Source organism: Ktedonobacterales bacterium, assembly GCA_036557285.1.
Taxonomy (GTDB): domain Bacteria; phylum Chloroflexota; class Ktedonobacteria; order Ktedonobacterales; family DATBGS01; genus DATBHW01.
The window spans coordinates 1-24,769 of record DATBHW010000004.1; the positions used below are offsets into that span (position 1 = coordinate 1).

At 57.9% G+C, this 24,769-nt stretch carries 18 protein-coding genes; 5 read left to right on the top strand and 13 right to left on the bottom strand.

Annotation, left to right across the window (positions count from 1 at the left end; genetic code table 11):
• The 4 genes from VH599_01465 to VH599_01480 form a co-directional block, all read right to left on the bottom strand.
• On the bottom strand, nucleotides 1–2,555 hold a 2,555-nt coding region (locus tag VH599_01465), incomplete at its 3' end, for a DEAD/DEAH box helicase (GenBank protein HEY7346957.1).
• Between the two features lie 71 nt (nucleotides 2,556–2,626).
• Nucleotides 2,627–3,799 carry a TRC40/GET3/ArsA family transport-energizing ATPase gene (locus VH599_01470; GenBank protein ID HEY7346958.1) on the bottom strand — a complete coding sequence of 391 codons (1,173 nt, stop codon included), beginning with the start codon at nucleotides 3,797–3,799 and terminating at the stop codon, nucleotides 2,627–2,629.
• A gap of 189 nt (nucleotides 3,800–3,988) precedes the next feature.
• Nucleotides 3,989–4,963, bottom strand: coding sequence for a hypothetical protein (locus VH599_01475; GenBank protein HEY7346959.1), 975 nt, complete (start codon nucleotides 4,961–4,963; stop codon nucleotides 3,989–3,991).
• A 72-nt stretch (nucleotides 4,964–5,035) separates the two neighbouring features.
• Nucleotides 5,036–7,282 (bottom strand): DNA methyltransferase, encoded by a 2,247-nt coding sequence (locus VH599_01480; protein ID HEY7346960.1) that lies wholly within the window; start codon nucleotides 7,280–7,282, stop codon nucleotides 5,036–5,038.
• A 198-nt stretch (nucleotides 7,283–7,480) separates the two neighbouring features.
• On the opposite strand from VH599_01480, the gene VH599_01485 reads away from it, so the two are divergent.
• The 3 genes from VH599_01485 to rsmG all read left to right on the top strand — a co-directional run bounded on the left by VH599_01485 (nucleotide 7,481) and on the right by rsmG (nucleotide 12,110).
• The gene (locus VH599_01485) at nucleotides 7,481–8,884 is read left to right on the top strand and encodes a sigma 54-interacting transcriptional regulator (GenBank protein ID HEY7346961.1); all 1,404 of its coding nucleotides are present in this window, start codon (nucleotides 7,481–7,483) and stop codon (nucleotides 8,882–8,884) included.
• Between the two features lie 118 nt (nucleotides 8,885–9,002).
• Complete coding sequence (locus tag VH599_01490; GenBank protein ID HEY7346962.1) at nucleotides 9,003–11,303, top strand: VWA domain-containing protein; 2,301 nt, start codon at nucleotides 9,003–9,005, stop codon at nucleotides 11,301–11,303.
• Between the two features lie 45 nt (nucleotides 11,304–11,348).
• Nucleotides 11,349–12,110 carry a 16S rRNA (guanine(527)-N(7))-methyltransferase RsmG gene (rsmG, locus tag VH599_01495; protein HEY7346963.1) on the top strand — a complete coding sequence of 254 codons (762 nt, stop codon included), beginning with the start codon at nucleotides 11,349–11,351 and terminating at the stop codon, nucleotides 12,108–12,110.
• Nucleotides 12,111–12,119: 9 nt separating this feature from the next.
• Here rsmG and VH599_01500 read toward each other — a convergent pair whose 3' ends face one another.
• Complete coding sequence (locus VH599_01500) at nucleotides 12,120–13,418, bottom strand: adenylosuccinate synthase (protein HEY7346964.1); 1,299 nt, start codon at nucleotides 13,416–13,418, stop codon at nucleotides 12,120–12,122.
• A 22-nt stretch (nucleotides 13,419–13,440) separates the two neighbouring features.
• A complete protein-coding gene (locus tag VH599_01505; protein HEY7346965.1) occupies nucleotides 13,441–15,021 on the bottom strand; it encodes a fused MFS/spermidine synthase in 1,581 nt (526 codons plus the stop codon).
• A 411-nt stretch (nucleotides 15,022–15,432) separates the two neighbouring features.
• Here VH599_01505 and VH599_01510 point away from each other — a divergent pair, with 411 nt between their 5' ends.
• Nucleotides 15,433–16,026, top strand: coding sequence for a class I SAM-dependent methyltransferase (locus tag VH599_01510; protein ID HEY7346966.1), 594 nt, complete (start codon nucleotides 15,433–15,435; stop codon nucleotides 16,024–16,026).
• 65 nt (nucleotides 16,027–16,091) lie between these two features.
• Here VH599_01510 and VH599_01515 read toward each other — a convergent pair whose 3' ends face one another.
• Nucleotides 16,092–16,595: a M67 family metallopeptidase gene (locus tag VH599_01515; protein ID HEY7346967.1), complete on the bottom strand. Its 504-nt coding sequence runs from the start codon at nucleotides 16,593–16,595 to the stop codon at nucleotides 16,092–16,094.
• A 168-nt stretch (nucleotides 16,596–16,763) separates the two neighbouring features.
• Here VH599_01515 and VH599_01520 point away from each other — a divergent pair, with 168 nt between their 5' ends.
• A complete protein-coding gene (locus VH599_01520) occupies nucleotides 16,764–19,004 on the top strand; it encodes a tetratricopeptide repeat protein (GenBank protein HEY7346968.1) in 2,241 nt (746 codons plus the stop codon).
• Here the strand turns inward: VH599_01520 and VH599_01525 are convergent.
• The 6 genes from VH599_01525 to VH599_01550 form a co-directional block, all read right to left on the bottom strand.
• Nucleotides 19,001–20,194 carry a glycosyltransferase family 9 protein gene (locus VH599_01525; protein HEY7346969.1) on the bottom strand — a complete coding sequence of 398 codons (1,194 nt, stop codon included), beginning with the start codon at nucleotides 20,192–20,194 and terminating at the stop codon, nucleotides 19,001–19,003. The genes VH599_01520 and VH599_01525 overlap by 4 nt on opposite strands.
• Nucleotides 20,195–20,277: 83 nt before the next feature.
• Nucleotides 20,278–21,729: an MFS transporter gene (locus VH599_01530; GenBank protein HEY7346970.1), complete on the bottom strand. Its 1,452-nt coding sequence runs from the start codon at nucleotides 21,727–21,729 to the stop codon at nucleotides 20,278–20,280.
• A 135-nt stretch (nucleotides 21,730–21,864) separates the two neighbouring features.
• On the bottom strand, nucleotides 21,865–22,098 hold the full coding sequence (locus VH599_01535; protein HEY7346971.1) for a DUF951 domain-containing protein: 234 nt from the start codon (nucleotides 22,096–22,098) through the stop codon (nucleotides 21,865–21,867).
• 26 nt (nucleotides 22,099–22,124) lie between these two features.
• On the bottom strand, nucleotides 22,125–22,829 hold the full coding sequence (gene nadD, locus VH599_01540; protein HEY7346972.1) for a nicotinate-nucleotide adenylyltransferase: 705 nt from the start codon (nucleotides 22,827–22,829) through the stop codon (nucleotides 22,125–22,127).
• Nucleotides 22,830–23,021: 192 nt separating this feature from the next.
• Nucleotides 23,022–23,981: a tRNA glutamyl-Q(34) synthetase GluQRS gene (gene gluQRS, locus VH599_01545; protein HEY7346973.1), complete on the bottom strand. Its 960-nt coding sequence runs from the start codon at nucleotides 23,979–23,981 to the stop codon at nucleotides 23,022–23,024.
• A 68-nt stretch (nucleotides 23,982–24,049) separates the two neighbouring features.
• Nucleotides 24,050–24,766 (bottom strand): Maf family protein, encoded by a 717-nt coding sequence (locus VH599_01550; GenBank protein HEY7346974.1) that lies wholly within the window; start codon nucleotides 24,764–24,766, stop codon nucleotides 24,050–24,052.
• Between the last annotated feature and the right edge of the window lie 3 nt (nucleotides 24,767–24,769).

The window sequence follows — 24,769 nt, forward strand, 5'->3', positions numbered from 1 at the left end:
TGCGGGCCGGAGCCTTCGCTCAGCACATAGCAGTAGGATTGATGTTCGCCGCGCCCGACGCGCCCGCGAAACTGATGCAGCTGCGACAGGCCAAAGCGGTCGGCGTCTTCAATCGCCATCACCGTCGCGTTGGCTACATCCACGCCCACCTCGACGACGGCGGTAGCGACCAGTACATCCAGTTCGCCATCGCGGAAACGCCGCATCACCTGTTCTTTTTCGCCGCCCTTCAGCCCGCCATGCACCAGCCCCAGCCGCAGCGTCGGGAAGACCTGGGTGCGCAGCCGCTCGTACTCCACAACAGCGGCTTTCACATCCTCCAGCGTTTCGGATTCTTCGATCAGCGGGCAGATCACATACGCCTGGCGACCAAGCGCCACCTGCTCGGCAATCACATGGTACGCTTCAGCACGCCGCGTGCCGGAACGCCAGCGGGTGATAATCTGCTGGCGGCCCTGGGGCATTTCATCCAGCGTCGAAATATCCAGATCGCCATAGAGCGTCAAGGCCAGCGTGCGCGGAATGGGCGTAGCCGTCATCACCAGCATATGCGGATTGTAGCCCTTCTGGCGCAGGGCGTCGCGCTGCTCGACGCCAAAGCGGTGCTGCTCGTCCACCACCACAAACCCCAACCGCGCAAACGTCACACCCTCCTGTATCAAGGCATGCGTGCCCACCACCACCATCGCTTCGCCCGATTCCGCCGCCGCCAGCATGGCCGCGCGCTCGCGCTGGCGCTGGCTGCCGATCAACAGCGCGACGCGGATGCCAAACGGCTCCAGCAGCCGCGATATAGTACGATAGTGCTGCTCGGCCAGAATTTCCGTCGGCGCCATCAACACACCCTGCAAGCCATTGGCCGCCGCCGTCAAGAGCGCCGCCGCCGCAACCACCGTTTTGCCCGACCCCACATCGCCTTGCAGCAGGCGGCACATTGGCTGCGCGCGCCCCTGGTCCGCCAGAATCTCGGTAATCACCCGGCGCTGCGCTCCGGTGAAGCGAAACGGCAGCGCCGCCTCGAACGGCTTATCGATGGAAACCGGCCACAGCCCCGGCGCTGGGGGTCGCTCACTCACAGGTGTCGAAGCGGATAGTTTTGAGGACAGCAGCGCGACCTCGCTCTCCTGCACCGTCTCGAAAACCTGCCCCAGATCAACCCTCAGCGCGATACCCTCGACCCCACTCCTCCACTCCGCGCGGCGCGCCAGCATCCCTAGCTGAATCAAAAATAGTTCATCAAATGCCAGCCGCTTCCTGGCGCTGACCAGCCGCCCCTCGTTCTCTGGATAGTGGTACTGGCTGACCGCCTGGGGCAGGGATGGCAGCCCCACCTGCGAACGAATCGTCGCGGGCAGGAACTCTGGCAGCAGTTCGGCACAGCGGTCCACCGCCCACTTGGTATAGCGGCGCAGCGCCTTAGCGTTGAGTCCTTCGGTGAGGGTATAGATCGGGACCAGCCGTCCCGTGTTCACCAGATCGCCCTGCTCCGGCAGTTCGTGGCTGCGCACGTTGAACTCGACTTTGTTGCCGAAGCGCTGCTTCACGCCGGTCAGGACAATATAGCTGCCGCGCGTCAACTGTTTGAGCAGATAGGGCTGATTAAACCAGGTAGCGCGAATCTGGCCGGTCTCATCCGAGACTCTGGCGATAGTGCGCACTCTGCCGCTGGCGCTGCGTACATTCTGCACCTCCCAGATCATCCCCATAATCGTCACCACCTGCTCCAACGGAATCGTCGCAATTTTTTCTAGCTTGCTGTAATCGTGGTGTTCGCGCGGATAATAGGTAAGCAAATCTTGCACCGTATGGATACCCAGCCGACGCAGCTTCGCCTCTTGCGACGAGCCAACCCCAGGAACCGCCGTCACCCGCGCTTTCAGCAGAAAATGGCTCTCTACCGTCGTTTGCCTGCCATCAACCCCCTGGTCATACGCCTCTTGCTCCTGGTCAGCATCAGCAGGCGCAGCGAATGCAGTTTCATCGAGTTGATTCGATAAATCCACCAGATGGCTGCTGCGAATCACTGGTGAAGAGATTGGCCCGCGCGAGGGCAGCAGTTCCCAGGGCGCTGCCTCTTGCATCACGGGGCCTGGGGCAGTGGCTGGCTCAGCTCCCTGAGATTGCCCGCTTCTCGATGGGGATACTTGGGATCCAGGCGCGCTCTTGCGCGGTTCAGATGAGGGAAGTATACGCGCTTCTTGAGCCGTAGTCATCGGGCGAGCCGCAGGCCGCGCAGAAAACCCGGATGCTTTTCCATCCGGCGTCGTTTCGGGAGCCTGCCCGCTTAGTCGAGCGAGCGCGGCGCGCACTCGCGCGGCCCGCTGCATGGGATCAAGCGTGTGATAGTCCTGCAATAAGTGTTGAATGGCTTGCTCAACCGGCAGCGCGCTGGCAGCATCAGCCAGCGCGCCGGACAGCCGCAGCTTCTCTACTTCGTCGGCCCAGCGTGCTACAAAGGCTTCTAGCCCGCCTGGGCGCACCGTTTGATCGGTATGTCCCAAACGCTGCTCATGGAGGAGAATCTTACGAGCCTTCTCGATGACAGGTGGTAGCACGCGCGCATCCCTTTCTCGCACTTCTAGCCGTCGTCGCATCGCTGGCAGCGGGGGTAATACCAATGCAGCCCCTACGCCGTTGCGGCTGCCGGTTCAAAATGGATTTCCAGGTTTTTATCAACAAAGCGCGCCACTTTGGCATCCATAGGCATCAGCACTGCCGGAAGTGTCAATTCGCGCTTAAAGTTGCCTACCTCTACTACCATCTCATCGCCCTTCTTGGTCAAGACGACTTTATCCAGTTCCACATGGGGCAGAGGCAGCCGCAAGATATAGCCCTGGCCGTTCTTCGCCAGTTCCTGCACCGCGCCGCGATAAAAAACCTGCGTCGGATCGTCTTCGCCAAAGATCGTATGGGCTAGTTTCCCCAGCGCCTCCACACCTAGAATCTCTTCAGAGAGATACGGCCCCTCCCAGATGGGCAGTGGCTTGAAGGTGTTATAAATCTGCTGGCGATAACGCTCCTGCGACTCCAGCAGGCGCTGCATAAACACATCCTGATACACCGCTTGAGGCAAGACACGATTGCAGACCACGCCATCAATGGGGTAGTTATAGAGCGCCAGATACGTCTCCGCCCGCAGCGCTTCTTTAATCACCATCTTCTCCGGGTTGACCACCAGCCGATACGAACTGATCTCCGGGTTGGTGAGCACCTCGCGCAGCCCCTTCACGCGCTCGTTGAGACGCTGGATGGACTCCGCCAGATTCACCGTTGAGGGCACAAAAGCTTTCAGCAGCGGTTTTGCCATGCTCAACGCCGTTTTTTGCAGTGCGCTCGTGCGTCCCACGTACCAGAGAAAGGATTCCGGCATGCTCAAGAGCCGCATCGTCTCGCCAGTGGGGGCGGCATCAATCACCACCGTCTCAAAGTCGCCGTCGCGCGCATTGCGATAAATATTCATCAAGCTGATAAGTTCATCCATGCCAGGGATCACCGCCATCTCCTCAGCAACCACCTCTTCAACACCCTGTTTCTTCAAGACCGACCCGACATAATGCTGCACCTTGCCCCACTGCTGGCGCATCTCCTCCAGCACATTCACTTCCTGCGCCCAGAGGTGATCGGCAACCTGGATCGGCTCAGCCGTCAGCGGACGATCAAAACAATCGGCGAGGCTATGCGCCAGATCAGTGCTCACGACCAGGGTCCGCTTCCCCAACTCAGCGGCGCGTGCTGCTGTCGCCGCCGAGATGGTCGTCTTGCCAACGCCACCTTTCCCCAGATAGAGGATTATCCGCATGCTATAGTATTCCTTTCGAGCTAGAGCCAACCGGAATCAGTGTATCACACACCTACTCTACAGGTACGAAGGAGACATGCGAATAGTTCATTCTGTGTGCTGTGCGCCGAGGAGAAAATGAAGGGGGCATATTGAAAAAGCGGAGACCAACCCTATCATGCAAGCTAGCCCCTGACTTTGATCTGGCGATCAAAGACTACTGAGGCGCTGAATAAGAAGCTGGATCATATGTTCGTCGCTCACCCCTGGAAAAGAGGCCGCCAGCAACTCGTATGATTCTAGAGCCAGTAATATTTCCTTTGCTTCTTCGTTCTGGGTGATCCGCTCAGGGTTCCGAGCAACTGGCTCAGTGGCAGCAGACTCTATTACGAGACCTATATTCTCTACCGTCAAATCGCCCACCAGCCGCCTAAGTTCTCGTTCAGTTGCTGTTGTTACCCAAATGCGCACAAGCCCATTCGTAAGTTCCTCACCCTGGACTTTGAAATAGTAGAGGTTAGGATCTGATGGAGGCGGGACATCGAAATACGGCTGGATTTTCGCCCCAGCAGCGGTCGTAATGGAGTACCGCTTTTGACCCGTCTCTTTCTCGTAGACCCATAAGTTTTTGCTGGCTTTTCTACTTCCCCCGCCGCTCTCTTTCCACTCTGCGAAATAATCTTGAGGGTCAGGAAGGATGGTTTCTTCTTCAAAGTAAAGGAATTCTTGTAGATTTGCTTGCCATAGGAGCCACCCTGTTCGCATATCTGCTTGAGCGCCCCTGGCCTTCTCACTCACCAACTTCCTGCGCTCCCCTAGAAAATCGGCGTACTGGGTCAGAACATCGCTCATTGCCTCATTGGGAAGACTATCCAAAGATGGGATACGTATAGAACGGGTGGCTGCTGGATGCATGAGACGCGTGCCACAGATGTCTCTCAGCGGTTTATCCGATGGTTGCCTCAGCATCTTATGTTCTACGCCCAGGCCATTGTGCATCACATCAATATTGAGATTGCTCCATCCGACATAGGGGATGTTCTTTGCTATGCAGTAGACGTGCGCCCAATCACCCTCTTCTAATTTCCTGCCCATCATAAATGCTACGCGGGTGGCAAGCAGTTGGTGAGCATAGGCAAATTCTTTAGGTGAGAACGCTTGGAGGGTTCTGGGCCGTTGCACCAATGCAGGTTTCCTTTTCTAGCAATTCGAGTGTGGCAGCCCCTTACTCAAGGCGTTAGAGCATTAGCAATGAGATTACGGAGAGCTATCAAGCCACTGCTTGACAATCGTGCGAAACTCTGCAAAGCCCAGGACTCTCGATCCCTGAAAAATGGCCTTAGCGATCCAATCACTATAGAGTTTGCGGAAATCAATCTCCTCTTCACGGGAGACATGGAGATACACATTTGTCTGCTTCCTTACATCAATCTTGCTTAGAAAGGAGAAGATAGAATCTCTCAGTGCTTCATTGCTTTGATCTGCGCTTTTGGGCGATCTATGAAGCGGTTTTAGACAATAGAGTACCAGATCGCAGCCAGCCGTGTTTTCACTGACGAAGTGCTTGAAGGTGCCATGTTGTTTATCAAAGATGTCAGCCGCATGGATCTCAAATCCTGCTTCTACTATGGCTGCGCGTAAAGCATCCCAAACATGGCTGGATGAGTTCATAAAAACGAGGAGCAACCAATGCCCGCTGCGCAGAACCCGATAGCATTCCTTCAGGCTCTGTGTCATCAAGGATTGGTAAGCGCCTACATCTTTGCCTTGTACCTTGTTGACAATCGCCTCATCATGGGCATCGGTGAATCGGCCCAACCAAGACTCCCAAAGGATGTTCATCTCACTATAATTGATATTGGCGCCAAAAGGGGGATCGGTAAAGATTAAATCAACAGACTCATCTGGCAGATAATCAAGCAAGGTGGCAGAATGCTGAATAACAGCAGATCTTCCCCGGTAGCGGATGGCTGTGGCTTCTAAATGGTCTTGAATTGTGCGTGCCTTGCGGGCAAACGTGATGAAAACGTTAGCTTCGTTAAAAATAAAGGGAACATTAAACCGGGCCGTATTACCACTCCCACCCCAAAACCGAAATTCTGAGAGCCGGGTTACACGTTGGTACAAGGAGGTGAAGACGAAAGCAAGGTAAGCCGCAAGTTCAGGGTCGGCAATCCGATGAATTGCGCGCCAGAGATGGCTCATGGCGGCAAGGTTTCGAGGGGTGTAAAAGCGATCAATGCGGTCAATACCATGATTCTTCGGTTGGCGTAAGTTGACGCCATCGGGAAGGTCCATACGTGGATAGTAGCCCTCGGCTACCGGCGTTAACGCCTCCAGCCGAGAAACAAGCTCCAGGTCTGCCTGGCTCAGTGGGTGTACCATCTCTTGCTGGCGTGATCCACAGCATATATAGCCGATTTGTACAGGTTGAGCTATCGTTCTCTTCAGGTGAGACTTTTCTAAGTTCCGCCCACATGCCGGGCAAGGAAATTGTGTCAGTATCTTATGATCTCGAACCCTTTTTCCATACTTGCGACAATGATCCCATAAGAGGAATTCATGCCCACATTCATTACAAAGAACTCGATACGACCAGACAGTATATAAAATCTCGGTAGCTTTCCCACATTCGCGGCAATTGGTGGTATAGAGGCTGGCACGCAGGTCTTGAAGCTCGTTGAGAACTGCCGTGACTCCTGCATTGAAAAGGCCCGGATCGATAGTAGATATAAATCGGTTCGCTATGAAGCAAGCGGCTGGGGATAATTCATTCAGAATACTATCATAGCCAAGTATCCTACATGCCACACCAGTCATTCCGCTGCCTGCAAAAGCATCCAGAACCAGGCCTCCATCTGGTAGATAGTGTTTCACAAGTTCTGCTATCCCCTGGGGAGGAACCTTTGTATGGTACGTATGCGCGTCGTAAGTGTACGTGTTTTTTCCAGCCGACATATTGCTCTGCGGTGGATTGTCAACCGTGGCAGCAGGCGCCGAGTGTTCTGCAAGCATAAGGCGAAGATGATCTTCTCCCCTGCTGCCAAAGTATTGACCGGTGCTTACGCGGCTGATGACCGGAGGAAACTCACCAGGAGAGAGGTCAATATGTGGCGGCAAGGGATCGAAAAGCGTAGGGGATGGTTGGCGCCGCTGTATACCACGCGATGAGAATGTACTTCTTTCAAGCTGGTTGAAGGGACGAGCTATCTGGTCATCCAGAGAAGCCTGATATATCTCCAGGATTTTGTGTAACTGGGCTGGGCTAGGTATACCCGCTCCTCGTTCCCATCTGTTCACCGAGACAAAAGAAACCCCTAACACATGAGCAAGACCTTCTTGCGAAAGTTGCACCCGGCTGCGGATTTCTGCCAGAATGGCTGGAACATCCACCGGCATTACCTCCCAGACATCACTTATAAATAAAGAATATTTGATAAATATGATACTCAGGCTTTCGCCATCTGTAAAGGCCAGAAAGCGGACGGTGAAGCCTTGGGGCAAGTGGGCTGGTTCCCTTGAACTTTCTCCAGAGAAGCGTTATGATACGGAGGCATAGTAGATGTTGGGAAGTATAGCTTATTCATATGGATGTATTTGGTGGCATAAGGTGAGATGCAGGCGTGCGGGCAATACGTCTACCAGGCAAGCCTGGTATGAACGCCCCAGGTGATGGTCTTGATCCTCAAAGGAGCTAGCGCGGTGCCTACACAAGAGAAGCCCCGTACCATTCGAGAACTACGACAGACAGATTACCAGGTTCTTTCGGTAAAAGAAGAGATGCGTAAGAACCTGATTGAGACGATTCGGAAAGGCGAAGACCTTTTCCCCGGCATTATCGGCTATGAAGATACCGTCATCCCCCAGGTGGAGAATGCTATCCTTTCAGAGCAGGACATCATCTTCCTGGGCGAGCGCGGCCAGGCAAAAACACGCATTGCCCGCAGCCTGATTCACCTGCTTGATGAAGAAGTACCCATTATTGCGGGCTGTGAAATCAACGACAACCCCTTTAGCCCGATCTGCAAAGCCTGCCGGGATAAAGTAGCAGAGGAAGGCGATGATGTCGCCATCACCTGGATTGGCCGGGACCGGCGCTACGGCGAAAAGCTGGCAACGCCGGATATTACCATCTCCGACCTGATCGGCGAGGTGGACCCGATTCGTGTGGCCGAAGGGCGCTATCTGGCTGATGAACTCACCATTCACTATGGCCTGATTCCGCGCACGAACCGGGGCATCTTCTGCATCAACGAGCTGCCTGATCTGGCCGAACGCATCCAGGTGGGCTTGCTGAACATCATGGAAGAGCGCGATGTGCAGATTCGCGGCTACAAAGTGCGCCTGCCTCTGGATGTGTATGTCGTTGCCAGCGCCAACCCTGAAGACTATACGAATCGCGGGCGTATTATTACCCCGCTGAAAGACCGCTGCGGCTCCGAGATTCGCACCCACTATCCACGCGAAGTGGAAGACGAGATCACCATCATGGAGGCCGAAAGCGCCCGGTTCGTCGCCGACGGGTTGGAGACGAGCTATCCCAAGTATATGAAGGAGATTATCGCCGAGATCACGCATCAGGCCCGGCGCAGCCAGGACATCAGCCAGCGATCCGGTGTCAGTGTGCGCGTCTCTATCTCCAATTACGAAAACGTCATGAGCAACGCCATCCGGCGCTCCATCCGGCTTAACGAGCATCAGGCGGTGCCGCGCATCAGCGACCTTCCGGCGCTCGTCGCTTCCACCAGCGGCAAGATCGAACTCGATACCGTTGGTGACGCCAAAGAGGACCGCATCATACAGAAGCTCATGAAGAACGCCATCGTCAAAGTCTTTGGCGATTATTTCGAGGTACGCGAGTTTGAGCAGCTTGTGGCTGGCTTCGAGAAGGGGCTGAGCGTGCAGGCAGCGGATAACCTGCCCTCGATGGAGTACGTCCACCAGCTTGCCCGGGTCGGCGGTCTCAAGCAGGCGGTTGCCAAACTCAACGGACATGGTACGCCGGCCTCTGTCGCTTCGGCCATCGAATTCATTTTGGAAGGGCTGCATCTGAACCGCCGCCTGAACAAAAATGAAACCGGCGGGCGCGCCCGCTACAGCCGTTAGACAGCGCAGGCAGCATTGTAGTGCTTTAGAGCGCAGCGCCTTCTCTTATCAAACCGAAAGCTTCGGTATTGACGAGTTTTTGAGAAGGCGCTCGCTTTCTACCAGGAAGGGACAGGCAATGTTCTCCCGGTATCATTACTCGCGTTGGGATGGCACGCAGCGTATCGAGGGGCTGGACGCCGACGAGATTCTGGACGCGCTCTCCGAAGATTTTCTGCGTGAGGGCGATCTGCGTCGCGCTATGGAACGGATGATGCGCCAGGGCTTCCAGGGCCGCAATGGCGAGCGCCGCATGGGCCTGCAAGAACTGATGGAGCGGCTGCGCAACCGGCGCCAGCAGCAGCTCCAGCGCTACAATATGTCCTCTGTGATGGAAGATATTCAGAAAAAACTCGAAGAAGTCAAGCAGATGGAGCGGGCGGGCATCCAGCGCCGCCTGGACGAAGCCGCCGGTCGTCCACAGCAGCCCCGACCAGAGCGCGGCGCGCAAGACCAGCAAGGCCAGGGCGGAGAAAACGGCCAGGAGGGGCAGGAAGGACCACAAGGGCAGCAAGGGCAGGAGGGTCGGGAAGGGCAGCGCGGACAATCCGGCCAGCGACAAACTGGTCAGCAAGGCTTGCAGGGGCAGCAGGGGCAATCTGGCGCGCAGCAGGGCGAACGTATGCGATCCGGTCAGCAGGGGCAGGACAGTGAAGAGCAAGAAGGCCAATCCGGCTCGCCACAGGCTGGCTCGCAGCAGGGGGGAATGCCAGAAGGGCTTGACCCCGAAGCCTTGCGCAAGATGCTGGAGAAAGTCGCCAACCGCAAGCTTGAATATCTGGATAACCTGCCACCGGATGTGGCTGGACAGATCAAATCGCTGAGCGAATACGATTTCATGGATGACGACGCCCGCCAGGCGTTTCAAGAACTCTTGCAGATGCTCCAGCAGCAGGTGATGCAGCAATACTTCCAGGGCATGCAGCAGGCCATCCAGAACATGTCGCCGGAAGACCTCAAGCGCATGCGCGATATGGTGCGCGAACTCAATCAGATGCTGCGCGAAAAGCAGGAGGGTGGCGAACCGGATTTCGATGCTTTCATGCAGAAATACGGCGATTTCTTTAGCCCTGGCATCAACAACCTGGATGATCTGATTGACCAGATGCAGCGGCAGATGGCGCAAATGCAGGCGCTGATGGACAGCATGACACCAGAGCAGCGCGATGAACTGCGCGGCATGGTCGATCAATTGCTGGGTGACGACCGCCTGCGCGTTGACATGATGGAACTGGCGATGAATCTGGACCGGCTCTCGCCCAACGATTATCGCACGCAGTATAACTTCAGAGGAGATGAGCCGCTGAGCTTGCAAGAAGCGATGCAGTTGATGGGTCGGCTTCAGGGGATGGACGAACTGGAGGAGCAGTTCCGCGACGCCCGCCGCCTGGGCGACCTGGATGAGATTGACGCCGAGAAAGTGCGTCAACTGGTGGGCGACGAAGAGGGCCAGGCGCTGGAACAGCTTCAGGAACTGATGAAGCTGCTGGAAGAGGCTGGCTACATCCAGAAGCAGGGGAGCCGCTGGGAACTGACCGCGCGCGGTATCCGCAAGATCGGGCAAAAAGCGCTACAGGATATTTTTGCCCAGTTGAAGAAGGACCGCTTTGGCCGCCACGCGACGATCACGCGCGGCGTCGGCGGCGAACGCATTGACGAAAGCAAACTCTATCAGTTCGGCGATCCGTTCTTGCTCGACCTGCAAAAAACCCTGATGAACTCCATCCACCGCAACGGCATCGGCACGCCCGTCGGACTGGACAAAGATGACTTTGAGGTCTATCGCACCGAGTTTCTGACGCAATCCTCAACAGTCCTCATGCTCGATATGAGTATGAGCATGGTCTATGGCTATCTGTATCAGGCTGCTAAACGAGTAGCGGTTGCCCTGGAGAGCCTGATTCGCGGGCAGTTCCCGCGTGACAAGCTCTCGATCATCACGTTTGCCCGCATCGCCCGACAGCGCAAGGCGGAAGAACTGGTGGGGCTGGGGTCGTATGACCATGAGCAAGGCACCAACATGGCGCATGGGCTGATCCTGGCGCGGCAACTCCTCGAAAAACAGAAGGGTACAAATCGCCAGATCATTCTGATTACCGATGGCGGCCCCACGATGTCCTACGAAGAGGGCGAATGGTGGTTCGGTATGCCGCCCAACTTCGCCGCCGAGCAGCAGACGTTACGCGAGGTGCAGCGCTGCACGCGTGATGGCATCGTGATTAACACCTTTATGCTGGACCGTGATCCCTGGATGATTCAGTTCGTTAATGAGATGGCCCAGATCAACGGCGGGCGCACCTTCTTCGCTACGCCTGAAAACCTGGGCGAATATATTCTCGTTGACTATGTGAGCAACAAGCGTAAGCGTGTCAAGCAATAACGCTCACGGCGCTGCCGCGATTGTAAAGAGTGAGGAAACGACCCTATGGCGGGCGTCGGCCAGCAGCAGATCGAATTGCCACCAGACCTCGAAACCCTGCTGATCGGCGCCCGGCAGATAGGGCTGAGCCTCGCGCCAGCGCAGCTTCAGCAGTTCACCTGGTACCGCGATCTGCTCCTCGATTGGAACCAGCGCGTCAACCTCACCGCAATCACCGACCCGCAGGACGTACTGACCAGACACTTTCTGGATTCGCTGGCCTGCCTCTTCGCCATCCCGCCAGCCGAGCAAAAGAAGTCGCTCCGACTCCTTGATGTTGGCAGCGGAGCAGGCTTCCCAGGACTGCCGCTTCAGATCGTCTTCCCCGATTGGCGAGTCACGCTGCTGGAGGCAACCGGCAAGAAGGTGCGCTTTCTGGAAGCAGTTATCGCCAGCCTGAAGCTCAGTCAAGCGCGGGCTATCCAGGGGCGCGCCGAGGAACTGGCCCACGACCAGACGCATCGCGCCCGCTACGATCTTGTCACTGCGCGGGGGCTGGCCGCGCTCCCCACGCTGCTGGAATATTGCCTGCCCTTCTGTCACCCTGGTGGCCTGGTCATCGCCCCCAAAAAAGGCGCGATCAGCGCGGAAGTGGAGCAAGGCAAACGCGCTGCCGTTCTCCTTGGCGGGCGCTTTGTTGAGGTGCGCCCCTTTAGCCTGCCTGGCTTAGAAGATCAACGGGCGCTGGCCGTCTTTCGGGCCACACGCGCCGCGCCCGCCCAGTATCCACGACGGGCAGGCGCGCCAGTCAAGCAGCCGCTGGGGTGAAAGCATCTATCACGCCTGCGCGATCAGCGCAGACTCCCGGTAAATCGTCTGCCCCCGGCTGGGGCCAACCGAAATCAGGGAGATAGGCGTCTCAATCAGTTCGCTGAGGCGATCAAGATAGCACTTTGCCGCTGGTGGCAGATCGGCGTAGTTCGTGATCCGGCTGGTCTCGCACTGCCAGCCCGGCAGTTCTTCATAGACTGGCTCGCACGCCGCCAGATCGAGCAGATTGGCCGGAGGCGTTCGCACAATCTGCCCGCGCAGGCGATAGGCTGTGCAAAGCTTGAGCGTCTCAAACACATCCAGCACGTCCAGCTTCATCATTACCGCGCTCGACAGCCCGTTTAACCGCGCCGAATAACGCGCCGCCACCGCGTCAAACCAGCCACAGCGGCGCGGCCTGCCGCTCGTCGTGCCATACTCGCGCCCCCGCTCGCGCAAGGCCTCGCCCGTCTCATTCAGCAGTTCCACTGGCATCGGGCCACTGCCTACACGAGTCGTATACGCTTTATACACGCCGATCACCTGCTCGATGCTGCGCGCCGGGAGACCGGCCCCCGTGGAAGCATATCCGGCAACGGTAGTCGAGGACGTGACGAACGGATAGGTGCCAAAATCAACATCAAGCAGCGCGCCATGCGCGCCCTCCAGCAAAAGAGCGTCCCCGGCAGCGAGCGCGTCTTGCAAGAGCGTCTGGGTATCGGTAATGAGCGGGCGCAGGTGCTCGCCATACGCCAGATACTCGCTACAGATCGCGTCCGGCGAGAGCGGCGGCTGCCCATAGACAGCCGTAATAATCCGGTTTTTCTGCTGGAGCACGCTGGTCAGCCTGGCGCGGAACTGGTCGGCATCCAGCAAATCGCCTGCCCGGATGCCCGTTCGAGCATACTTATCCACATAAGCCGGACCAATGCCGCGCAGCGTCGTCCCAATCTTGTCAGCGCCCCGGCTCTCCTCTTCCAGACGATCTAGCAAGAAGTGATAGGGCATCACCAGATGCGCCCGATCACTGATATGAATCTGATCGAGATTCACGCCCTGAAGGCGCAGGGCTTCCAACTCCTCCAGCAATCCTTTGGGGTCAATGACGACCCCATTACCGATGACTCCCCTGGTTTGCGGGTGCAGCACTCCTGCTGGTACCTGATGAAAAGCAAACTCTCCGCCGTCATACACCACCCGATGCCCAGCATTGCCGCCGCCTTGATAGCGCACCACGTAATCCGCCTGCGCCGCTAGCTCATCAATGATCTTGCCCTTGCCTTCGTCGCCCCACTGAGCGCCGACAACCGCTGTCACACTCACCATCTATTTCCTCTCTGGAGGGGCTTCAATTCCCCTCGGCATAGCTAATCAGCAAATCATTCGTCAATTGCTCAACCGGCGCGCGGTCATCAGTAAAGACCACGCCCCCATCTGGCCGCCAGACTGATACCTGCGGCGCCACCTCCTGCGCTACCTGGCCTAGCAGGCTATCGGGTTGCAGCGCATTCAGATTCTGGCGAAATGTCGTGAGGCTGGTAGGGTGCTTTGTCGCCATAATTTCTGCATTAAACGTACCAGGCACTAAAAAGACATACACGCTCGGAAAGACCCGGCTGAGCGTATTGACAAACGCCTGCACCAGCCGGAAATTGGTCCGTGTATGCCCCGTGTTGAGCGCCAGCACGCCGTCATCAGCCAGGTGGTCGCGCAGTTCGCTAAAGAACTCCTCTGTCGTCAGGTGAAAAGGGATATAGGGCTGCTGAAACGCATCAATGGCAATCACATCATAGCTGGCCTGTGTCTGGCGGACAAACGCGCGCCCATCTTGCTCAAAAATGTGCAGATTCGGCTCGCGCATAGCGAAATACTGTCGGGCCACATCCACAATAGCCGGATCGATCTCTACGCCATCAATCTGTACTGCGCTATAGGCGGCGCTAAACTGGCGCGCAATCGTGCCGCCCGCCAGGCCGATGATCGCCAGGCGATGCAGTTGTGACGGCTGAAAGTTTGGATTAAAGAAGGGCGCGGCCAGAAAATAATCCCAATACCAGCCGGTCAGAATCTGCTGAGGGTTATAGATCGAGTGAATGGCCTGGCCCTCGTTCAAGATCAATTCTCTGGTCCCATCGGACGCCTGCGTCACCTGAATGTAGTTATAGAGCGATTCTTGCTCATAGATCAGCCCAGGAATAGCTTTCAACGGCCCCAGCGGCGCGGCGGTCAGCGCGCCCGCTGGCACGATCAGCGCCACCACCAATCCAGCCTGCGCCATAATCTGGGCAATGCGCGGCTGGCGCGCCAGGCTAGCCGACACAGGGCGCGCGCCGAAGCCGGAGCGCGCGAGCAGGCTCCAGGCCGAAGCCAGGAAGAGCAGTCCTGCAAAGACGAGAAAGCTGCGGCGCGTGCCAATGGTGGGGATCAGCCAGAAGACCGGCAAAAACGTCCCCAGGATGCTGCCCAGCGTCGAAAGCATATAAATCCCGCCGCTGCTGGAGCCAGCTTTCTGAAGCCTCGTCATCGTCAGGCGAATGGCAAAGGGCGGAACCATCCCTAGCAGCGTCACAGGGACCAGGAAGAGCAGCAGCACTGATTCCAGCGAACCCACCAGAATGCCGACGCTGGCCTCGCTCACTCCAATGCCCCCCTGCTGCAAAATCGGACCGCTGATCAAGGGGATCAGCGCCATCGAGACAGCGGCAAGCAGTAAGAGCAGCGCCAGCGCGCGCTCAGAGGGATAGCGATCTGCCAACCGACCACCTAGAAAATAGCCAACGCTGAGGTACAGGAGAATTAACCCGATCAGGTTAGCCCAGACCACCTGAGAGGTGCCAAAATAGGGGGCGAGCAAGCGCGCCGCGCACATCTCAATCGCCAGGCCGACAACGCCGCTGAGGAATACCAGACTCAACACACGAATACGCATCAGACTCGCTCTTCCAGACACACCCCGAACGGGTAGCCTCTCTTCAACATCGGGCCAGGATATTATAACGCTTTCAGAGGGTTCCCGCTAGAGTCTGTTATGCACTTTTGCGCGGACTCGCTTTTCACCAAGCTTTGCAGCAACTATGTCAAACTGCGATCCATTGCTGTTAGCCCGGACGTGAACTGCCTTCGTAAAAGTGCATAACACGCTCTAGAGATGAGCAGATTTGTACAAGCATTCACGCCAGAAACTTGGTGAACTCATCTAGACATACACCCAACACCATGCTAGATTGCAGAAAAGATCGGAATGTGAGACATGAGCAGGTATTACACGGGCAGGCAGGCACGCAGCTACAATGCGCGCTTGCAGAGGTTCACTGAACGAACGCTCTCAGAGGCCATAGCGATGATTGACATTGCTGCGCTGCGCAGCATGCCAGAACGACAAGGACGGCCCCCACGAGTGCTGGATGTTGCTTGTGGAACGGGCATCTTCCTGAAGCAATTGCTTGAGCAGGTACCCAATCTCGAAGCCTATGGAATAGACGCGAGCGCCGACATGCTGGCACAAGCACAGGCGCTCCTTGCTGAACTCGCGCAGGTACACCTCGAACAGGTAGAGGTGGGTACTGGCGAGACAGAGCTTCTTCCCTACGCGCCAGAAACCTTTGATCTGATTACCTGTACAAACGCCCTGCATGACCTGCCGGACCCGGTGGGAATGCTCGTGCGCTTGAGGCGACTCCTGGCATCGGGAGGACAATTAGTACTGGAGGATTTTGCCCGCCGTGCGCCTCCGTTCCCCTGGAAGGTGTTTGAGTGGCTGGTGCGGCGAGTGGTTGGGAGGCAGGTGCATGTCTATACCCTGAAGGAAGCGGAATCACTCTGTAGAGAGGCGGACCTCCATATCGTCTGTGAAAAAACGTTCAGTATAGACTGGCTCTTGCATGGCTGGGGGTTGCGCGCAAGTCGCCCTCATTTTGATAAGATGAAGAGTTAATGCAAATGGCCGCAACAGATGCAAGGCGCTCAGCCATCAGAAAGCTCAGCTTTCTGATTTGGGGGCTATTGATCTCCGGGGGCATCAGCATTTTGCGCCGACTCGCGCTGAAGCGCAGCAGGAATAAAAATAGGAATGGTCTGTAACCCACTCTGCGGGTCATGCCGATAGGCGGCAATGCTCAACTCATCTGCTTCGCTGTCATCTCTCGCAGAGCTACGACGACCAGAGAACGAGGCAATCAACCAGACCCAGGGTGAATCTTGCAGATTCTCCATATTCCCCGTATCAATCCCGCTTGGATAGGGAGGCCCGCCCGGATGGCTATGATAGACCCCCACGATCCGCTCTCCATAGGCCATATCGTATTCCAGCAGCTCCAGGCTATCAAACTCGAAGCGCACCGAGGAATTGCGCGTATTGCGCAGCGGCAGCGCATCATCGGCGATCCAATCTCCAGCCGGGGTGATTTCACCGACGAGCAAGCCGCACGCCTCAATACGCGGACGCTGGAGCATATCTGCGCGGATGGTTTGCCGCGCCTGGGTACTTAAAATAACTTTTGCCATACATTCCTACCAACATCTTTTGTTCTGAGCGCCACTGCCATCCTACCCCACCCACCAGGCAGCGTCAACCCATCGGTTTTGCCTTTTTGCCCGGTAGCCCCAGCCCATTTGTGTCCGCCCGAAAGCGCGTGATACAATCAGCTTCAGTCTGTGTGAAGGAGCGCGCATATGCCCAGGGAGACCCGCAAACCCAGGAAAACGCCCGGCCCCAAACCGCATCAGCAGCCTGCTGCCCCCAGAACGCTTGACGCTTCAGCAAAGCAAGCAGTGCAAGCAGTGCTGGACCAACTCCCTACACTCTCGCAGCAATTGCGCCAGAGCAGTGATCGCGCCGCCTCCTATCAGGCGCTCTCTCTCATTGAACAACAGCCCGCCAGCGTCGCGCTCGCCGTTGCCGATGCCCTCGCCTCCAGACACATCGTTGAGGCAGCCGATGTCGCCCTGGCCCTGGCAGAACTCAGCCAGAGCCAGGCGCTGCGTAAAGAGGCGCGGCGCGCCCTGGTACGCCTGCGCTCGGCAGGCATCGCCCCCGGCTTCTCGGTCCCGGCCATCGAAACTACCGCCACGCAACGGCAGCGTCCCTTTTACCTGGGCTACGTCACGCAGACACGCGAGCAGGGGGAGGCGCAGCTTGCGCTCGCCTGGTATGAAAATCAGGCCGCAGGCGATGTGCGCGGGGTGGTCTTTCTACTCGAATTCTGGCGCGATGGCGTCAAAGACTTCTATATGACGGATGTCACGACTACCAGACGCTTTCAGCAAGACTTCGCTAAAAACCACGCTGTTGTGGCCTGTTCGTTGGCGCAGGCGCGCCAGCTTGTTCAGGAAGCTCTGGAGATCAACACCTGGCGCAAAACCCCGCTCCCTGACGCCTACAAGCGTCACTATCCTACTATCCGTGACCTCCTGCTCAACAGCGCAATTGCTGAAGAAGAGGAGCACGCGGTCCTTCAGGAAGGGGATCGTCCCTGGATCGCGCAGCATCTGGAGCCTGAAGAGTTGATCGCCAATGCGCTCGGCGCGTGGTCATTTGGCGACTATGGCCTCTTCTATGACCTGCTGGCCGACGAACACCCGGCGCGGCGGGCGCAAACGCGCGATGAATTCATCCAGCAGCGCCGCCAGTGGGCCGACGAAGCAGACCCGGCGGCCTTGCGCGCGCTGCTCATCCGCGAGCAGTCAGAGGCAGCACAGGCGGGTGGTCTCTGGACGCCCACCAGCATCCACGCGGGCGGGCGCAAAGATGTTGAGGCATTCTGGTCCCTGCTCCTCAAGGATAGCCCGCTGGGCGGCCAGATGGAGGAATTGCCGATGGCAACCATCATCAACCGCGAGACGGGCCGACACTGGTACTGGACCAGCTATACGCTCGTTCAACAAAGCGGGGTCTGGCGCATCAGCCGCCAGCGCGACCAGGGGCTGCTGGCGCAAGGTCTACCCATCCCCGATCTTCAGCAGCGCGTCAAGGAACTGACCGAAGAGGCTAACCGTATCGCGCAAACGCAACCAGCAACGGAAGCAGAGGCCGAGGAAGCCACCCGCACCCTCTTTGGCGCAGTTGTCACCTCGCTGCATACGAACGATGCCCTGATCGCGCGGCTGCCCCTGGATCGCGCCCCCTACGATCAGGCCGCGCTGGACGCACGCGCCATCGGCCAGTATGAGCGCACCGCCGCCTACTATCAGAAGATGCTTGATCGCTTTGGTGATCGGGCGCGCCTGCTGACACAACTAGGCATCATGCAATACCTGGCGGGCGCGCGCGACCAGCAAGAGGGCAACCAGACCGGCGCTCAACGCTGGTGGGACAGCGCCAGCGCATCATTAGAGGAGGCGCGCTCGCTCTCGCCAACCGCCGATACCTATCAGGCGTTGGCCGAACTGCGCCTGGCTGCGAATCGGCTGGAAGAGGCCGAACAACTGATACGCCAGGCGCTTGAGCTTGACTCCACCCGCGCCGAGCGGTGGGGCGAACTCGGCAGCATCCAGATGAACCGCAGCGAACCACGCGCCGCGCTCGAAAGCTTTCAGCAAGCGGCACAGCGCAACCCGGACTTGCCCGGCATCCAGTTTCATATCGGCAGGGCTTATCGCGCTCTCGGAGAGCCTGAAAACGCCCGACTGGCTTATGAAGAGGCGATTCGCCGCAACCCTAGCGACACCGAGGCACATAATAACCTGGCGGCGCTGTTGGAAGAGCAAGAGCCTGCGCAAGCGATAGCGTTGCTGGAACGCGCCAGCGCGCTGGCGCCCACTGTTGCGCTCTATCATGCCAATCTGGCAGCACTTCTGCTGCAAACCGGAGCGATCAAGCGCGGCAAAGCCGAACTGGAGCTTGCCGAACGGCTCGAACCATCCAACCCGGTTGTGCGCCAGGTGCGCGCGTTTGCCAAAAGCCTGAAAGTTTAGCGGCGATCCAACGCGGCGGCTTGCATTGCATAGTCGCTCAAGAGTTCGTGGGCCGAGGCGATCACATCCTCCGGGGGGATGGCTTTTAAGCAGCGTCGTGAATAGCACAGATTCACCTTCCAGGGTGGCCGGTTGCCCACAAAATGGAAACAGGGGCTGCATGGCAGATCGCGGTGGGCCGCCAGAAAGCGGAAACCCGGCTCCCCTACCGGGTGGAACTGCTGGATATTCGAAGGCCCAAAGATGCCAATGGCTGCTGTGCCAACAGCCCCGGCCATATGCAACGGGCAGGAATCATTGCCGATAAAAAGCGTGCTGGCCTCGATCAAGGCTGCCGTTTGCTTGAGCGTGGTTAGGCCGGTTGTGTCTATCGGCGCAAGAGGAAGCCGGGCTGTGATGGCTTCAGCCAATGACTTATCTGTGGGGCCGCCCACCAGCACGATTTTCGCCTTATACTGCGTCATCAGGCGCTGTGCGACTGCCGCGAAACGTTCAGTTGACCACTGCTTGCGCCGCTGAAAGCCCTCGCCTCCTGGATGGATTGCCACCACCACATCTTGAGCCGCCACGCCCGCTTTGCGCAGCAGCGAGCGCGCAGCAGCGCGATCTTTCCCGCTAAGATAGATGCGCGGGATACGCTCCGACGCCTCCGTCGGGAGGGGCGCGCCAATTTGATTGACAACATCCAGATAGCGATCAATGGCATGGCTGGCGCCAAACTTTTCATCGCGGGTTGAGCGCAGCCACCAGTGACGAGGCATCGGAAAACCTACATGCTCATGTCCGCCGCTGATGCTGGTCAAGACCTGGCCCAGCGTCGAAAAGTTCAAGATCATATCAAATTGCTCGCGCCGCAATTGATAAAGGACACGGGCAACCCGCGCCCACTCCAATCCTGCGCCAGCAGGATTGACCTGCACCAGAGAATCGAGGTCAGGGTTTCCTTCCATAATGCCATAATTGCTGCGATTGGTCAGGCCAACGATCTGCGCATAGGGAAATCGCTTGCGCAGGGCATGCAGGGCAGGGGTCGCCAGGAGCGTATCGCCCAGGGGACAGAGGACGGTTGCTAAAATCTTGCGTGGCTCTCCTGGCACGGGCGCCGCCGTGCTCACGCCGCCAGTATCCAGGATATGCTGAGTTGGCTCTAGAGACGCAATACTTGCCAATGTACGCAGAGAACGATCCATAAAACCCCTACCTCGCTCTTACCAAAGTTCTGTATCGGGATAGCGTGGGCGACAGGCGCCGACGCCTGTCAGGAGTCGTTGTGTCACTTTTGGATGTTGCTGGGAAGCAGCGACTCAAGCTTCTCTTCATAAAGACCAGTCGCTTCGTTGGATAATTCGGGCGACGCTGCCGGAGCCTCACGCGCCGACTGAGCGCCAATACGGGCATCAAGGGCGACACTGAGCAGACCACCAACAAAGACCATTCCTGCCAGTACCCACATCACCGTAGCAATACCATACAGATCGGCAATACCACCGATGAACAAAATCACCGGAATAGAAGCCGCGTTATAGATAATTGATTGGAGCGAAAGCACCCGCCCCTTGATCGTATCGGGGGTATGTTCTTGAACCAGCGTTAGCGCCGGAATAGTCATCAAATCGAGTTCACACCCCAGTGCAAAGATCAGCGCCATGATCAGCGCCAGGAACGGCCAGTCATTGAACCATTGCAGCGGGTCAATCCGCTCAGCCAGGCGCTGACACACGACCAGCAGAATGCTCGTCACGCTCAGGCCAATAATTCCGGCGCTGATACTGCGCGCCTTGCCCAACCGCTTCACGACCCTGGGCATCAAGGCGGAGCCAACCACCAGTCCGACCCCAGCCGGTACGAACACCAGCGCAGCGTTGGCGGGCGGGCGATGCAGCAATTCGACGACAAACTTCGGCGCAAGCTGGCCGATCACCAGCAGCAGAACGCTGCCAAACGAGAGTTGCAGCAGCGCAATCAGCAAACGGCGATCACGATAGACAAAGCGCCAGCTTTCCCCAATCTCGCCCAGCACCCGCCGGAGCAGCGCGACATCTGCTCTTGCTCCCAGCGCCTCGCGTTTCAAGACAAAAAAGCGATTTGGCAGCAGAAACGTCAGGACGGCGCACAGGAAAAAGGCCAGGCCGATAATCAGATACAAGAACTGCACCGAATCAAGTGTAGTAGCAAAAAGATTCGGAGCAATGGTCACTGAAGAGATGACATTCAGAATCACCGGGCCAAGCAGCACAAATCCCAGCGCCTGGGCCAGCGTAAAGGTAATATTGAACAGCGAAAGGGCATTCACCAGTTCACGTTCATCCACCAGCAGGGGGATGGCTGCCCCCTCTGCGGGGGTAAAGAACTGGCTGATGACCGCAATAATAAAGGTCAGGATATAGACTGGCAGCACATCATGTCGATCAATTATCAGATTGACAACGAACCCAAGGGCGCACAGGCCCCGCAGCAAGTTACTCATCCAGAGGACGTGCCGCCGATTGATGCGATCAACGATGACCCCGGCAGGAACGCCGAAGAGCACCGCTGGCAGGCTGAAAGAGATAATTGCCAGGCCGATAAGTGTCGAAGAGCCTGTCACCTCAGCAATCAGGACCAGCAAACCATAATTTGCCGCATTCTGGATGGTTTGCGAAATAAGTTGTGCCAGCCAGAGTTGTAAAAAAAAGCGATTCCGCAGCAGGCTGCGATAGCCTACCTGCGGCGCAACACTCGTCATGCGTTCCCCAAACTACACCGGGCAATCAGTAAACCAGGCCAGAAACCAGCAGCCTCCACCAATAGACAAATCGTTTGACCGCGCCTCCTGGTCACAAAATGCCCTCGACATCAGGGAAAGGTCCGCTCCGCCTGGTTACTCCTGGCCCTCATTGTCAGCGGACGCGCTCGTTTCCGCAGCATGGCTGAGAATCTGCTTCAAGCGGCGCTCAACCTCACTCCTGGGCAACAGAACCCGACGGCCACAGCCCTCGCATTTGAGGCCAATATCAGCGCCCAGCCGCACCACCAGCCAATCATAGCTGCCACAGGGATGTGGCTTGCGCAGCCGGATGCGATCATGCAACGCGAACGGGACAAACTTCATCATCTAATCCTCTATGTGCCTGGTTAACCTCACAAGCCGGGCGAACGATGAGGCGCTGACTGGCGTACCTCTTGCCATGCCGCGAGTGGCTGGCGGTAGAGGCCATGCGCCAGGATATAGGCTTCTACGGCATCCGGTACTTGATAGCGAATGGGGCAGCCACTCGCTGCCCGTCTGCGCAGATCGCTTGAACTGATAGCAATCTGCGGGGCTTCCAGCGGCATCAATCGCTGCTTGATGCCCGGTACAGCTTCCTCTAGCCGCGCCAGGTAGTCCGGGTCCAGTTGATAGCCGGGCCGGTGAACGGCCACTAATGTATCCGCCTGCCGGACCACACCCGCCGGATCGTGCCAGGTGAGCAGATCATCCAGCATATCAAAGCCAATCACAAAAGCGATAGCTGTCTCTGGCCCCCATTGTTCGTGCAGCAGCCTGAGCGTATCCACCGTGAAAGATGGGCCAGGGCGTTCCAGGTCCACCAGGGAAATAGCAAAGGCGGGGTTGCCCGCAATGGCTAGCTCCACCATGCGCAGCCGGTGCTGGGCAGGGGTAATCAGATGGTCACGCTTATGAGGAGGATCGCCCGCGGGAAGGAAGTAAAGCCTATCAAGATGCAGCGCCGAGACAGCTTCCTGGGCCACAATGAGATGCCCGACATGAATCGGATCAAACGTCCCGCCCAACACGCCAAACTGCCGTTGTATCGAGCGCGGGCGTTCCGAAGATTGCGCCATAGACCTGTGAGATCGCACAGATGCTCACCATCCCCTTTGTCTCTGGTTCTGGCTATACCCGATAGTAACAACACCGCATCACCCCTAGCAACCATTGAGTGTTCACCAGAGTTCTCCCCGCGCCATTATATCACAGCGCGCCCTGGCCCTCGTCAGGAGCGGTCCGACGGCTTTCTTAGAAACGGGGCAAGTTCAAAACACTACAACTGGCCCGGCGGCTACCCCTGAGAGCCGATCAGGCTTAAAGAAGGCTAAGAGTTCGTGGGCGCTGAGTGATTCACCTGCTGGGCAAAGCCCACAGCTTGCCGCCAGCGCGCCCAGCACGCGCTCTGGTGAAAGGCCAGCCGCGCGCAGCGCCCCGACACCAGCAGCCTGCTCGCGCTTCGCCAGGCGCGCGCCCTGCGCATCAACGACCAGCGGCACATGCCCAAACACCGGAGCCGCAAAGCCCAGCGCCTCAAAGAGCGTGATTTGCCGGGCCGTTGAGCTAAGCAGGTCTGCGCCACGCAACACCTGCGTTATCTGCATCAATCCATCATCCACGACAACCGCAAACTGATAGGCCGGGATGCCATCGCTGCGCGAGAGGATGAAATCCCCGACGACCTGGGCCACATTTTGCGTCACCAGGCCAACGACCAGATCGGTAAACTGGATCAGCCGGTCTGGCGCCCGGAAGCGCAGGCAGGGCCGTCTGCCCGCCACCTCTCGCGCTTGCCGCTCCGCCGCGCTCAGGTTCCGACACGTGCCTGGATAACGCGGCCCCTCATCACCTGCGTCCTGGGGTGCGCTCGCTGCTCGCGCCACCTCGGCGCGGCTGCAATAGCAGGGATAGACCAGATCAGCCGCGCGCAAACGCGCTAGATAATCATTGTAGATAGCCTGGCGCTCGCTTTGCAGGTAGGGGCCAAAGGACCCACCCCGATCTGGCCCCTCATCCCAATCCAGGCCCAGCCAGCGCAAATCTTCCACTATCCGCGCCACAGCTCCTGGGCGCACGCGAGGCCGATCCAGGTCTTCCACGCGCAGCACAAACGCGCCGCCCGCCTTGCGCGCAAAGAGCCAGGCGAGTAATGCTGTGCGAACGTTCCCCAGGTGCAGGTCGCCGGTTGGGCTGGGAGCATAACGCCCCCGAATGGGCGGCTTGTTCATGACTATAGGAAGCAATTCTCTCAATGGAACCAATTATGGAAAACATCAAATAGAGCGCCCAGCCAGGCTCAGCCTTCGGGCGTCCGCGCCCCCGATGGCAGCGGCGGCACACAACTTGCCGACCACGAACAGCCCTGGGAGCCGCCAGCGGAAAGAAGCGGAGCAACCGCTATGCCACGTTCAAGCAATAAGCGCGTCACCAGACACAGCGGCAAACCCACCACCGTCAGATAGCATCCTTCAACCCGCTCGACAGGATGAAAAAGTTCATGCTGAACGGCATAGCCCCCGGCTTTATCCAGCGGATCGCCCGTCGCCACATAGGCCGCGATCTCCGCGTCGCTGTAGCCGCGCATCCAGACGGCTGTACAACGCTGCCCTGACGTTAAGATACCATTCCGGCAGTCACATAAAGCAACACCTGTCGCCACCTGATGTGCCCGCCCGCGCAGCCGCCGCAGCATCCGCTCCGCATCCGCGCTATCAGACGGCTTGGAAAGCATCTCGCCATCCAGAATCACGGTGGTATCGGCGGCCAGAATCACGCCGTCAAAATCTAGTTTGCTGGCCGCCACGGCCCGCGCCTTCTCTACCGCCAACGCCTCGACCAGATCGGGAAAGCTGCCTCGAAACGCCTCGGCAAAGGCATCTTCGTCCAGATCAGCGGGCGCAATCCTGAACGGAAACCCCAGCCTGCCAAAGATTTCGCGCCGCCTGGGCGAACCCGACGCCAGCAGCAGCGAAGGCATCTGCCCAGAAGCCATTGGGTGTTCTTGCTCGCTCAACGC